Origin of the sequence: Bradyrhizobium glycinis, assembly GCF_016031655.1 — a bacterium.
In the GTDB taxonomy this organism is placed as follows: domain Bacteria; phylum Pseudomonadota; class Alphaproteobacteria; order Rhizobiales; family Xanthobacteraceae; genus Bradyrhizobium; species Bradyrhizobium glycinis.
This window is the reverse complement of record NZ_JACCHQ010000022.1, coordinates 36,036-48,090: the sequence shown is the minus strand read 5'-3', so window position 1 is coordinate 48,090 and position 12,055 is coordinate 36,036. Positions and strand designations below refer to the sequence as shown.

Annotated in this window: 12 protein-coding genes and 1 tRNA gene; 4 read left to right on the top strand and 9 right to left on the bottom strand. The window is 63.7% G+C overall.

Annotated features, from left to right (window positions below; translation table 11 throughout):
- Positions 1 to 49 precede the first annotated feature (49 nt).
- Positions 50 to 1,540 carry a porin gene (locus HZZ16_RS26800; protein ID WP_197952835.1) on the bottom strand — a complete coding sequence of 497 codons (1,491 nt, stop codon included), beginning with the start codon at positions 1,538 to 1,540 and terminating at the stop codon, positions 50 to 52.
- 754 nt (positions 1,541 to 2,294) lie between these two features.
- On the opposite strand from HZZ16_RS26800, the gene HZZ16_RS26795 reads away from it, so the two are divergent.
- Positions 2,295 to 2,387, top strand: a tRNA-Ser gene (locus HZZ16_RS26795).
- Positions 2,388 to 2,839: 452 nt separating this feature from the next.
- On the opposite strand, the gene HZZ16_RS26790 is transcribed toward HZZ16_RS26795, so the two are convergent.
- Complete coding sequence (locus HZZ16_RS26790; RefSeq protein ID WP_197952834.1) at positions 2,840 to 3,106, bottom strand: hypothetical protein; 267 nt, start codon at positions 3,104 to 3,106, stop codon at positions 2,840 to 2,842.
- Positions 3,107 to 4,352: 1,246 nt separating this feature from the next.
- On the opposite strand from HZZ16_RS26790, the gene HZZ16_RS26785 reads away from it, so the two are divergent.
- A complete protein-coding gene (locus HZZ16_RS26785; protein WP_197952833.1) occupies positions 4,353 to 4,643 on the top strand; it encodes a hypothetical protein in 291 nt (96 codons plus the stop codon).
- A 36-nt stretch (positions 4,644 to 4,679) separates the two neighbouring features.
- On the opposite strand, the gene gatB is transcribed toward HZZ16_RS26785, so the two are convergent.
- From gatB to HZZ16_RS26755, 6 genes are all read right to left on the bottom strand, one after another.
- Positions 4,680 to 6,158 carry an Asp-tRNA(Asn)/Glu-tRNA(Gln) amidotransferase subunit GatB gene (gene gatB / locus HZZ16_RS26780; protein WP_197952832.1) on the bottom strand — a complete coding sequence of 493 codons (1,479 nt, stop codon included), beginning with the start codon at positions 6,156 to 6,158 and terminating at the stop codon, positions 4,680 to 4,682.
- Positions 6,155 to 6,451 carry a hypothetical protein gene (locus HZZ16_RS26775; protein ID WP_376707600.1) on the bottom strand — a complete coding sequence of 99 codons (297 nt, stop codon included), beginning with the start codon at positions 6,449 to 6,451 and terminating at the stop codon, positions 6,155 to 6,157. The genes gatB and HZZ16_RS26775 overlap by 4 nt, the downstream gene beginning before the upstream one ends.
- A complete protein-coding gene (gene gatA, locus HZZ16_RS26770; protein WP_197952830.1) occupies positions 6,448 to 7,923 on the bottom strand; it encodes an Asp-tRNA(Asn)/Glu-tRNA(Gln) amidotransferase subunit GatA in 1,476 nt (491 codons plus the stop codon). The genes HZZ16_RS26775 and gatA overlap by 4 nt, the downstream gene beginning before the upstream one ends.
- On the bottom strand, positions 7,920 to 8,132 hold the full coding sequence (locus tag HZZ16_RS26765) for a hypothetical protein (protein WP_197952829.1): 213 nt from the start codon (positions 8,130 to 8,132) through the stop codon (positions 7,920 to 7,922). The genes gatA and HZZ16_RS26765 overlap by 4 nt, the downstream gene beginning before the upstream one ends.
- 14 nt (positions 8,133 to 8,146) lie before the next feature.
- A complete protein-coding gene (gene gatC, locus HZZ16_RS26760; protein ID WP_128265297.1) occupies positions 8,147 to 8,434 on the bottom strand; it encodes an Asp-tRNA(Asn)/Glu-tRNA(Gln) amidotransferase subunit GatC in 288 nt (95 codons plus the stop codon).
- A 205-nt stretch (positions 8,435 to 8,639) separates the two neighbouring features.
- Positions 8,640 to 9,617, bottom strand: coding sequence for an NAD(P)H-dependent flavin oxidoreductase (locus HZZ16_RS26755; RefSeq protein ID WP_197952828.1), 978 nt, complete (start codon positions 9,615 to 9,617; stop codon positions 8,640 to 8,642).
- Between the two features lie 100 nt (positions 9,618 to 9,717).
- Between HZZ16_RS26755 and HZZ16_RS26750 the strand changes: the two genes are divergently transcribed.
- Together HZZ16_RS26750 and HZZ16_RS26745 are read left to right on the top strand one after the other, a co-directional pair.
- The gene (locus HZZ16_RS26750; protein WP_197952827.1) at positions 9,718 to 10,608 is read left to right on the top strand and encodes a LysR family transcriptional regulator; all 891 of its coding nucleotides are present in this window, start codon (positions 9,718 to 9,720) and stop codon (positions 10,606 to 10,608) included.
- Positions 10,609 to 10,809: 201 nt separating this feature from the next.
- Positions 10,810 to 11,745 carry a cyclase family protein gene (locus HZZ16_RS26745; RefSeq protein WP_197952826.1) on the top strand — a complete coding sequence of 312 codons (936 nt, stop codon included), beginning with the start codon at positions 10,810 to 10,812 and terminating at the stop codon, positions 11,743 to 11,745.
- A 56-nt stretch (positions 11,746 to 11,801) separates the two neighbouring features.
- On the opposite strand, the gene HZZ16_RS26740 is transcribed toward HZZ16_RS26745, so the two are convergent.
- On the bottom strand, positions 11,802 to 12,017 hold the full coding sequence (locus tag HZZ16_RS26740; RefSeq protein WP_197952825.1) for a hypothetical protein: 216 nt from the start codon (positions 12,015 to 12,017) through the stop codon (positions 11,802 to 11,804).
- Positions 12,018 to 12,055 lie beyond the last annotated feature (38 nt).

The window sequence follows — 12,055 nt, the reverse complement described above, 5'->3', positions numbered from 1 at the left end:
ACCCCCAGCGAAATCGCTGGGGGTCCTTGAAGTCAGTTCAGGACTGAACTTAGAAGTTGCGCTGAGCGCGCAGGAGCATCTGGAGGTTGCCCTGATCCTTCAGCTCGTACGTGGTCGCGGGCTTGGCAACGGTGAGGTTCGCCGGAGCCGCGATCGTGCCCGAGTACTTCTGGTCGAGCCAGACGTAGCTCACGTCAGCCGTGAAGGCGAGGCCCTTGACCGGAGTCCAGACCACGTTGCCGCCGATAACCGCGAGGTTGAAGTCGGGGTTACAGGTCGCACCAGCCGAAGGCGCCAGACCAGCAGCGAAGTTGGCGCAGATCAGAGCCTTGCCCGTGTTGCCGTAGCGGAGCGATGCATAAGCACCGTAGATGCCCGACGACCAGTTCGGAGACCAGTTGTGGGTATAACCACCGCGGAAGCCCCAGGTCTTGACCGTGTCGATGCCGGTGGCGGTACCGAACACGCCATCAGCGATACCGGCGAAGCCGATGCTCTGATAGGCGATGCTGCTGCCGCCGTAGATGAAGATGGCCTGCGGGAACAAGCTCTGGAAGTTGTACCGCGAAGCACCGTCAGTGTAGACGGCCTGCAAGTTGATCGAGTCACCCGCGCCGGTCGGGATGTTCTTGATCGACAAGGCGCCCTGCACGGCCCAGCCCCACTTGTCGTCGGGGTGTCCGGTCAGCTCGGTCGTACCATAGTAGGCGGTGTGCATGTTGTGCGCCGCGACCGAGAACTGGGCCAGACCCCAAGCCTGGTCGACGCGAACCTGACCGACGATGTCGGGCGAACGCGTGCCACCCCAATCGTTGGCACCGTAGACGCCAGTGATGAACTGAGCGGCCGTGCCCGACGACACGTTCCAGAGGTTCGACTGGCCGCCAGCGGCGGTCGTCAGATCCTGCAACGCGACCGAAGCGGTGATGCCCTGGCCGAAGTCAGCCGTGTAAGCGACCTGGTTCACACCGGTGACGTTGTTGCTGCCGCCCGGAAGGAAGTCGGGACCGCCAGCCGGATAGCTCTGCCACGGCGCGTCGAAGATCGAGACCGTGCGGCCGAAGGTGAAGCCGGCGAACTGGATGAACGCATGGTACAGACCGAGCGTGGCCGAAGTGTTAGGCGTGCCCGAAATCGTCGACGGGTTGCTGCCGGTGACGCTTTGCGTATCCCAGCTGAAGACCGTATCGGCGTAAGTGCGCACCACGCCATATTCGGTCGCCGTGCGCGTATCGATGGTGAAGTCCAAACGAGCGCGGGTCTGGTAGTAGTTGTCCAGACGGTTGTTGCCACCGGCGGGAGCGCCCTGGCCAATGCCGTAGTCGCTGTTCGTGTTAAACAGCAAGTCGGCACGCACATAGCCGCCGAACTTGATGCAGGTGTCAGTGCCCGGGATATAGTAGAATCCGGCACCGTACAGGGAGCAGATCTTCACGTACTCGACCGCCTTGGCCTTCACGGGGAGATCGGCTGCCTGTGCTCCGCCCACGGCGATCAGACCCGCCGCTGAGCCGAGCAAAAGGCTCTTAACCAACTTCATGTTAAACCTCCAAGTTGCTCTTCAGGGAAGGTCACTGACCGGACGGCCAATTCCCCAACCCCCTCTAAATCACCGCTTTGGGCCCCTTCGCGCCTTCGGACACACCCGCATGAACGCGAGGGACTTAAGCGAACGACCTAAACGGGACGACCTCGGGATGCCCCCCTCCGTCGCTCAGTCACAATTACCGAACGTCCTTGCACACACAACAAGAGAACGCTCCGAAACGGGCCGGTAAAGCGTGTTTTCCGATGGGTGTTGCACAAATAACACGTAGATGTGATCAAACCGCTCTCGTAACCCTTTGTTGACGTTGGTGTTTTTCTAGGCGGTTCCAAACGCCATCAAAGTTCCCCACATGAGGCGCGGCGCGCGAGACCTCGCCTTAAACCAGCTTTGAGGCGCTCGAATCGTGGAATCAGAAGGAGACTCATGGGCAAGCATCGACCGCCTCCCCCGCCCCGCAATCCGACGCAAGCGGGCCCGTTGCAATGCCCCGGGCGCCGGGTCACGCTCTCCATCACTCTCTATAAGGAGGTTACGGCCGCGGGATGATCGGCCGAAACAGCTCGGCGAGCCAGGATGCAGGGGTGCTAGTCCTTCTCTGCATCTCTGAATTTCCTCGCAAATTCAGCGCCATGCCCTCGTCGGAGCGCAAGCCCGTCTCGTTTCGCAAATCACTGGGAATATTCGAGCGAAAACACGCGCTTCCAAATTGACCAGCCCGAGCAAATAGATGCATAAGGCTCGCACCGGAGAGGTGGCCGAGTGGCTGAAGGCAACGCTTTGCTAAAGCGTCATACGGTCTCAAGCTGTATCGAGGGTTCGAATCCCTCCCTCTCCGCCACCCGGCAGCAGAATCACGGACGCACGATCAGGGTCTCTGCGCGCATTCAGCGGAAAGCGACGGCGCGAACCCGATACGCAGGTTCTGCGCAAGGATGAGCGCGGCGAGCCCCGCGTGATTCGCGGCTCCTTGTATGGCCGGGCGCCCACCTAAATGCCGGATCGCCAGACCCGCCAATGCGAGGGCGATATCAGCACGGCCTCATCGGCCCAGACATTGAACCAGATGCCGCCCTTGCGCCGGCATGGAAAGGGCCAGGGCACAATTCCTGTTTTGTGCAGGCGCCCGAGCTCCAGGTCGCACTCGTCGGGAGCGATCTGAATCGGCAGCCATCGTCCATTCGTAGCCTGGTTGCTCATGCCGTCGGATTTTAGGCGGCGGCATGACGGAGAGACTTGCTTCAGCGCAACCGGGCCTGCCCATGCGAATACGGGTCAGAGGCGAATCTCACCTCAGTGCGCACAGACCCAGGCTCTCGCCTCACGCTGCGCGACGGAGATCTCGGCGTCCGACATCTGCCCGGCGATTTCCTGGCGCAGCGCCACGGCGTCCTTGCGGCCCTTCAGCGCGGCGAGATTGAACCATTTGTGCGCAGCGACGAGATCGACGATGCCGGAGCGGCCGCTCGCCCAATAGATCCCGCGCTCGAACAGCACGTCCGACAGCGCGCTCGCATCGACCGGCGTTGCCGTCTCGAGATCGAAAGTACCCTGAAACATCACGCATCCCCTTTGTTCTTATGCCGCCTCGTCCCCCGAGCGCGGCTCCCGTCCAACTCTGATGTGCATGACCCTTCCCGGGATCGTGCACTGTTCAACTCTTCCCCATCGCCGTTTGCCGGCTTGTTGGAGGCGATGATGGCGGGCAAATTTGAATGGCAGTTTAAGCATCGCGATGAAGCAGACGTAAACGCGGGCGCGCGAGTGCTGTGCCGAGAATTCAAGAAGTCCCTGATTCGCAGGCACTTCTGTCATTGGTCAGATTCGGTTTACCCTGGGATTTCAGGACATCGATAACCATCGCGCGCGGTGGCGCGGGTCATGCGGTTGCCTCCCCTTCAACTGTCGTCACCCGCGACCTCCACTACGCCTTGGCTTCGCCGGGCATGCGGTGTCGGGCTGCGGAAGCTTCGGCGAAGGTGGCAGGCGGGTGACCCAGTATTCCAGCGGCCGCAGTCGTTCCCCCCGAGAAGCCGCGGCGTTCTGGATCTACGTAGGAGCCGGGCGATGCACCCCGCAAATGGAGGTGCGGTTTGCGAACAGTGCAATGAAGGCGCAGCCCCTCGCCTGCTGGCAGACGGAGCAAAGACGTCAGCGCGGCGACGTCGATCAGATTAGCAATGTCGGGGGAAAAGGAATGCCGGCAATGCCCCGGCGTCAAGGGAACGAGGGCGTCGGCGAACACGTCAGGACCAGATTCCACTTTGGCCCGAAGGCCTGTCGTGAAATTGCGGAGCCCGTTTGAGGAGAACCGCACCGAACGAAGAAAACTCGTTTCTTCTGCCGGACCGCGAAAGAGAACGATCCGACCGTTGACCTGATGTCTCGCCGACACCCTCTATCGTCGACCAGAACCTTTAGGAGGCGCTGATGACGTGCCGGCTATCTGGAGCCGGCAACTTCAGAAGCGAAGTTACTTCTTCTTCTTCGCGACCTTGCGGGTCTTCTTCGCAGTCTTCTTCACTGCGCTCTTCGCTTTCTTCGCCTTCTTCGCTTTCTTGGCCATGTTGCCCTCCGATGTGTGAGATGGCTTTAATCGCTGCGTGCACTCGGGGATCGAATGCACTTCATCCCGAATACACCAACACGAAGAAAAAAACAGCTTCTCGCTTAAAGAAGTGTTGACGCAGCAAGGCGCGTGCGCTTGGCGGGCGCCACGCAGGCGCTTCGTATGACATGCACTTGCGATCATGCAGAGCGCTCGCATCGTCGACGTTCGCGAACGATGCGATTGCACGAAAACACTATGCAGCAAGTATTTTTTCGCAAGCGCGCATCGCGCGCGATCGACGCGGCGATGCGCATCGACCAACGCGCGATCGCCTCGCGCAAGCGCTTCGCGGACTCTGAGTCGCGATTTTTGGCAACGAAAATATTTTCATGCTTAACGGCGCGGGCACTCGCCGGAGCGCGTTCAAGCCGCCGTTTCGGGCGAATCGCGCGGCGGCGATTCGCCGCCGCATCGCCGTCGATCGGGATGAAGTTTGCCGTTCGCGGATGCGCGCGAGCGTCGCACCGGGAGCCGAAAGCGAGGTGACGAACGTGTCCGTCACCTCGTTCGAATGCGTGAGGCTTAGACGCCGAGCTTGGACTTGAGCAGCTCGTTGACGCTCTGCGGGTTGGCCTTGCCGCCGGACGCCTTCATCACCTGGCCGACGAACCAGCCGAGCGACTGCGGCTTGTCCTTCACCTGCGCCGCCTTGTCGGGATTGGCCGCGATGATGTCGTCGACAACCTTTTCGATCGCCGAGAGATCGGTGACCTGCTTCATGCCGCGACTTTCCACCAGCGCGCGGGGATCGCCGCCCTCCTGCCAGACGATCTCGAACAGATCCTTGGCGATCTTGCCTGAGATCGTGCCCTCGCCGATCAGGTCGATGATCGCAGCCAGCTGCCCGGCATTGACGGGCGAGGACGTAATATCCCGGCCTTCCTTGTTGAGACGGCCAAACAGCTCGTTGATCACCCAGTTCGCCGCCATCTTGCCGTCGCGGGCGCGGCTCGCCAGCTTGTCGAGCACCGTCTCGTAGAATAGCGCGCTCTCGCGCTCGGCGACCAGCACGCTCGCGTCATAGGCCGACAGGCCGAAGTCGGCGACGAAGCGCGTCTTCTTCTGGTCCGGCAGCTCGGGCAGCTTCGCCTTCAGATCGTCGACGAACGCCTGGCTGAACTCCAGCGGCAGCAGGTCGGGATCGGGGAAGTAGCGGTAGTCATGCGCCTCTTCCTTGGACCGCATCGAGCGCGTCTCGCCCTTGTTAGGGTCGTAGAGCCGCGTCTCCTGGTCGATCTCGCCGCCATCCTCGAGAATTTCGATCTGCCGCCGCGCCTCGTACTCGATCGCCTGGCCGATGAAGTTGATCGAGTTCATGTTCTTGATCTCGCAGCGGGTGCCGAGCGGTCCGCCGGGCCTGCGCACCGAGACGTTGACGTCGGCGCGCAAGCTTCCCTTCTCCATGTCGCCGTCGCAGGTGCCGAGATAGCGCAGGATCGAGCGCAGCTTGGTCACGTAGGCTTTGGCTTGCTCGGCATCGCGGATGTCGGGCTTGGAGACGATCTCCATCAGCGCCACGCCGCAGCGGTTGAGGTCGACATTGGACATGGTCGGCGACCTGTCGTGCAGCAGCTTGCCGGCATCCTGCTCGAGATGCAGGCGCTCGATGCCGACGGTGACGCTGCGGCCGCCGTCGAGCTCGACCAGCACCTCGCCCTCGCCCACCACCGGCGATTTGTACTGGCTGATCTGGTAGCCCTGCGGCGAGTCTGGATAGAAATAGTTCTTGCGGTCGAACACCGAGCGCAGATTGATCTTCGCGTTGAGGCCAAGCCCGGTCCGGACAGCCTGTCTGACGCATTCCTCGTTGATGACGGGCAGCATGCCGGGCATCGCGGCGTCGACGAGCGATACGTGGCTGTTCGGCTCCCCGCCGAACGCGGTGGACGCGCCCGAGAACAGCTTTGAGTTCGAGGTCACCTGGGCATGGATCTCCATGCCGATGACCATCTCCCAATCGCCGGTGGCGCCCTTGAGAAGCTTGTGCGTGGCCGTGCTCATGTCCTGCTCCCGAGCAGCGTGGCAGCGATCCGCTCCCACTCCGCTTCCAATGAATCCTTTGCTGCGGGCTGGCCGGCCTGGCGATACCAGTAGCCGGCATTGCCGAGATCGCCTTCGACACGGTGCAAATAGGCATGCACCCAGGCGGCCTCGCGGCTGCTCTCATCCTGAACGATCGTGTGCGCGCGGTCCCAATCGCCCTTCGCCGCCCACCAGAGGCCGGCGAGCGGCGCGCTCAAGTCCGGCGCCGGCGCCGCGCCGCCGAGGCTCGCGATGAAATCGACGACATTCACCACCACCTCGCGGGCGTGAAGCGGCCGGCGGCCTGCTCGATCACCTCGCCGAGCGAGAACAGCGTCTCCTCATCGAACGGACGGCCGATCAGTTGCAGCCCGAGCGGCAGGCCCTGCGCATCCTTGCCGGCGGGCACCGCGATGCCCGGCAGGCCCGCCATGTTCACGGTCACCGTGAAGATGTCGTTGAGATACATCTCGACTGGGTCGGCGCCGCCCTTCTCGCCGATGCCGAAGGCCGCCGACGGCGTCGCCGGGGTGAGGATCGCGTCGACGCCCTTGGCGAAGCAGTCCTCGAAGTCCTTCTTGATCAGCGTCCGCACCTTCTGGGCGCGCAGGTAATAGGCGTCGTAATAGCCGGCCGAGAGCACGTAGGTGCCGATCATGACGCGGCGGCGCACCTCTGCCCCAAAGCCTTCGGCGCGGGTGTTCTCGTAGAGCTCGATGATGTTCTTACCCTGCTCGCGCAGGCCGTAGCGTACGCCATCGTAGCGCGCGAGATTCGACGAAGCCTCCGCCGGCGCCACGATGTAATAGGCCGGCAGCGCGTATTTGGTGTGCGGCAGCGACACCTCGACCAGCTCGGCACCGGCCGCTTTCAGCCACGCCGCGCCCTCGCTCCAGAGCTTCTCGATCTCGGCCGGCATGCCGTCGAGACGATACTCCCGGGGAATGCCGATCTTCATGCCCTTCACGGACTTGCCGATCGCCGCCTCGTAATCCGGCACAGGGATATCGACCGACGTCGTGTCCTTGGGATCGTGCCCGGCCATCGAGCGCAGCAGCATCGCGGCATCGCGTACGCTGCGCGCGATCGGACCTGCCTGGTCGAGCGAGGAGGCAAAGGCGACGATGCCCCAGCGCGAGCAGCGGCCATAGGTCGGCTTGATGCCGACGGTCGCGGTAAACGCGGCCGGCTGGCGGATCGAGCCGCCGGTATCGGTCGCGGTCGCGCCCATGCAGAGCAGCGCCGCCACGGCCGAGGCCGAGCCGCCGGACGAGCCGCCCGGCACCAGCGTCGTGTTGCTCCCCTCGCGCCGCCAGGGATTGCCGACGGGTCCGAAGCACGAGGTCTCGTTGGCCGAGCCCATCGCGAACTCGTCATTGTTGAGCTTGCCGAGCATCACCGCGCCGTCGCGCCAGAGCTGCGAGGTGACGGTGGACTCATAGGTCGGCACGAAATTGCCGAGGATCTTCGAGCAAGCCGTGGTGCGCACGCCCTTGGTCGCGAACAGGTCCTTGATGCCGAGCGGGATGCCGGCGAGCGGGCCGCCCTCACCCCTGGCGATCTTCTCGTCCACGGCCTTGGCCATGTCGCGCGCCTGGTCCGGCGTCTCCATCACGAAGGCGTTGAGCACGCGCGCAGCTTCGATCGCGGAAAGATGCGCGTCGGTCAGCTCGAGCGACGTGAAAGTTTTTGCCGCGAGACCCTTGCGGGCCTCGGCGAGCGTCAGCGATGTCAAATCGGTCATTTATTGATCGGGCTGCAGAAGAACGGAGACAGGGTCTTGTCGTCGGCTGGGTCGTCTTTTTTGGCGGCGGCTTTCGCAGCCGCCTCGATCTCGTCGAGCACGGCATTGACGGCGACGTCGGGGTCGGCAGCCTTGCCCTGCCGCTCCATCTTGTCGAGGTAATTCATGTAGGCCTGATAGGCCTTCTCATCGTCGCAAAGCAGGCACATCGGACCTAACCTGTTTATTCAACGACCTTCGGCACCAGGAAGAAGTGACCTTCGGTCGCCGGCGCGTTGGCAACGATATCGTCGGCGATCTCGCCGTCATCGACCACGTCCTGCCGCTTCTTCATCTGCATCGGGGTGACCGAGGTCATCGGCTCCACGCCCTCGACATTGACCTCGGAGAGCTGCTCGACGAAAGCGAGCATGGCGTTGAGCTCGCCCTGCAGGTGCGGAACCTCGTCCTCGGAGACCGCGATGCGCGCCAGATGCGCGATGCGGCGGACGGTAGCGGCGTCGACGGACATTATATAAGGCCTCTTACGGCAAAACCTATGTGCCGTATAGCAGAGGCCGGTTTTGCGCCGCAACCGGCGCTGGGGGTCTAGCTGGAGAGCGCTTTCATGCGTGCCAGCGCCGATCTGGCAAGATTCCGGGCCAGCTCGGCGGCCGGCAGCCCACGGCCGAGCGCAATTGCCTGCCCCGCCCGGAGATTGCGCATCGTACCGTCGTCTATACCGCGCTGACGAAATTGCGGCGTCCGAGCAGAAGCTGCTCGGCTTCCGTGACGATCCGGTCGACGATCTCGGCCGCGGGTGGAATATCATGGATCAGCCCAACGCCTTGGCCGGCGCTGATAGCCGCGATGTCATAATTGCGGGCGGCCCTGGCAGCCGCATATTCGGCAGCAACCGTCTTCAGATTCTGCATCATCTCGACCTCGTGGCCGAGCCAGCGCCGCGTGTGGTCGTTGATGAGACATCGCCCGGTGAACGGCGCCGGCCAGACATGATCCTTCGACAGGTCAAAAATGATGCTGCGGACGGTGCTTCCGCTGCCTGCCGCGCAGAGTCGCTTCTTTGCCTCGTCCGCTCCGTCGGCTTCGAGGCTGGCGTAGAAACGCGTGCCCAGCAGGACACCCGACGCGCCGAGCATCATCATCGCCGCCAGCCCGCGGCCATCGGCAAGACCGCCCGCGGCAACGACGGGCACGCGGCCAGCGGCCAGATCGATAACCGCCGGCACGACGTCGATGAGGGCGCGGTCGGTGCCGTGACCACCAGCCTCGGTACCCTGCGCGACGAGAATGTCCGCGCCGGCGTCAAGCGCCTGTTGCGCCGAGGCTTCGTCCTGCACCTGGCAGATCAACCGAGCGCCGGTCGCCTTGATGCGCGATGCGAACAGCTTTGGATCGCCGAAGGACAGCATGATGGCGCGGGGCCGCGCAGCGAGCGCGATATCGAGGAGCTCAGGCTGCTCCGCTAGGCACCAGGTAATGAAGCCGATGCCGAACGGACCAGCGAACTGCTTCAGCTTCGCGGTCTCGGCTTCGAGCCAGGCCCGATCGCCATAGCCCCCGCCGAGAATGCCGAAGCCGCCTGCTGCGCTGACCGCCATCGTGAGGCGCGCTCCGGCGACGAGGTCCATCGGCGCCAGCAGAATCGGATGCTCGATGCCCAGGAGCGCTGATAGAGGCGTGCTGATCGACATTGTTTTGTCTCCCCAATCTGGACAACGAGACTAGCCAGGACTAGCATTCTCGAAAATTGAATTATTGCGAACGCTGCCATCTCAAAAGCGAAACGACGCCATGGAACTCAGCGATTTCAAGACCTTCGCCGCGGTCGCCCGCACCGGCGGCATCACCCGCGCCGCCGAAGAGCTCAACACGGTGCAGTCGAACGTCACCCAGCGGGTGAAGGCGCTGGAGGCGGAGATCGGCACGCCGCTGTTCGAGCGGCACTCGCGCGGCATGACGCTGACCGGTGCCGGCAAGCGCCTGCTCCCCTATGCGCAAAGGATGGCGGCGCTGTCGCGCGAAGCCTTGCTCGCCGCGCGCGACGATGGCGAGCCGAAAGGACCGCTCGCGATCGGATCGATGGAGACCACGGCCGCGGTGCGGCTGCCGCCGCTGCTTGCCGATTTCCACCGCCGCTTCCCGGCCGTGCGCCTTTCCTTGCGCACCGCGCCGACCGCCGACCTCGTCGCCTTTGTGCTCGACGGCACGCTCGACGGCGCCTTCGTCGCAGGGCCCATCGCGCATGACGACCTCATCGCGACGAGCGCGTTCCGCGAAGAGCTGGTGCTGGTCAGCGCGCGCCGCTGGGCTTCGCTCGCCGAGCTGCGCGCCGGCACGCCGGAATCGGGTCCGACCGCGCTGGTGTTCCGCACCGGCTGCACCTATCGCCAGCGGCTCGAACAGATCTTCGTCGAATTCGGCTGGCCGTCGGCGGCGCGCTTCGAGCTCGGCACGCTCGACGGCATGATCGGCTGCGTCGCCGCCGATATGGGCGTGACGCTGCTGCCGCGCGCCGTCGTGGAACGCAGTGCGATGAACGGCGCCGTCGCCGTCCACACGCTGAGCCCGTCGCATGCACGTGTCGAGACACTCTTCATCCAGCGCCGCGCCGGACATCAATATAGCGCGCTGAGCGGTTTTGCCGACTGCCTGAGAAAGGATGAGGACGTCATCGCAGCCTGACGGAGCGCCAACGTTCCACGCCACGAAATTCGCCACAAATCCATCGCGTTTGAATCGATCCGCGCTGCGTTCTGCCATCGCAGCGCAGCACTTCGAAAAGCTTTGATGCCCGCGCTTCTTCTACGTTAGGATGAGTGACTGGCCAGCGCGAAACCATCAACGAAGCCAAAACATCGGCAGAAAACATCGGGAGGACTATTGATGCGCAATACGCTCGTGTTGTGCTGCGTCGCTGCGTTGTCGGCGATTTCAGGGACTGCAAGCGCACAGGACTGGACCAAATCGAAATGGGGGCCGAACGACGAGATCGGCGCCGCCAACTACATGACGCCCGAGCTCGTGGTGAAGGCGGCATCGCTTGTAAAGACCGGCAAGACCTACGCCCTCGGCATCCCCGTGACACCGCAGACGCCCGCCTACCCGCCGCGCACCTACAAGATCACCATCGTGCAGCCGGGACAGGCCGGCAGCCCGGGTCTCGGCCCCAACAAGGCGACCTACAACGACGACATCCTCGACACCTGGGTCGGCATCGGCAGCCAGCTCGACGGGCTCGGCCATCTCGGCATCGAGCACGTCTATTACAACGGCAACAAGCTGGCCGATTTCGCCGATCCCAATGGCTTGAAGAAGCTCGGCATCGAGAAGGTGCCGCCGATGGTGACCCGCGGTGTGCTGCTCGACATGGCCGCCTATTTCAAGACCGACGTGGTGAAGGAAGGCACCGCCTTCAACGTCAAGGAGATCGAGGAAGCCGCCAAGCAGCAGAACGTCGAGATCCGCCAGGGCGATGTCGTCATCTTCCACACCGGCTGGCTCAGCCTGATCGGCAAAGACGACAAACGCTACTCGGCCGGCGAGCCCGGCCTCGGCGTCGAAGGCGCGAAGTACCTCACCGGCAAGGGCGTCGTCGCGGTCGGCGCCGACACCTGGGGGCTCGAGGTCCTTCCGTTCGAAGGCAAGACCGTGTTCGAGGTCCACCAGATCCTGCTCGCGATGAACGGGACCTATATCCTCGAGAACATGGACACCGCGGCGCTCGCCCGGGACAAGGGCTACGAATTCCTGTTCGTGCTGGGCCAGCCGCGCTGGACCGGCGGCGTGCAGGCGATGATCAACCCGATTGCGATCCGCTGACTGAGACCGGGCGAGGAGCCGCTTGCCGCGCGGCAGGCCCCTCGCCCACCCCTCCGTCACCGCGGCCTCAGTTGCCAGCGCCGCAATGCCACGACGGCCCAGATCGCCTCGACGAGGCCGAACGGCCAGGCGCCTTGCAGGAAGCCATAGGCCGAACCGAGCGCGCAGGACGTGGCGAACAGCAGCACGAACCAGTGGCTGCGATCCTCCAGGGCATAGCAGACCAGCATCGCCGTCACGGCAAACAGGCCGAATAGTGTCAGTGCATCCATGGTTACCAGTTCACCCCGCGGCGCGACGCGTGATATGC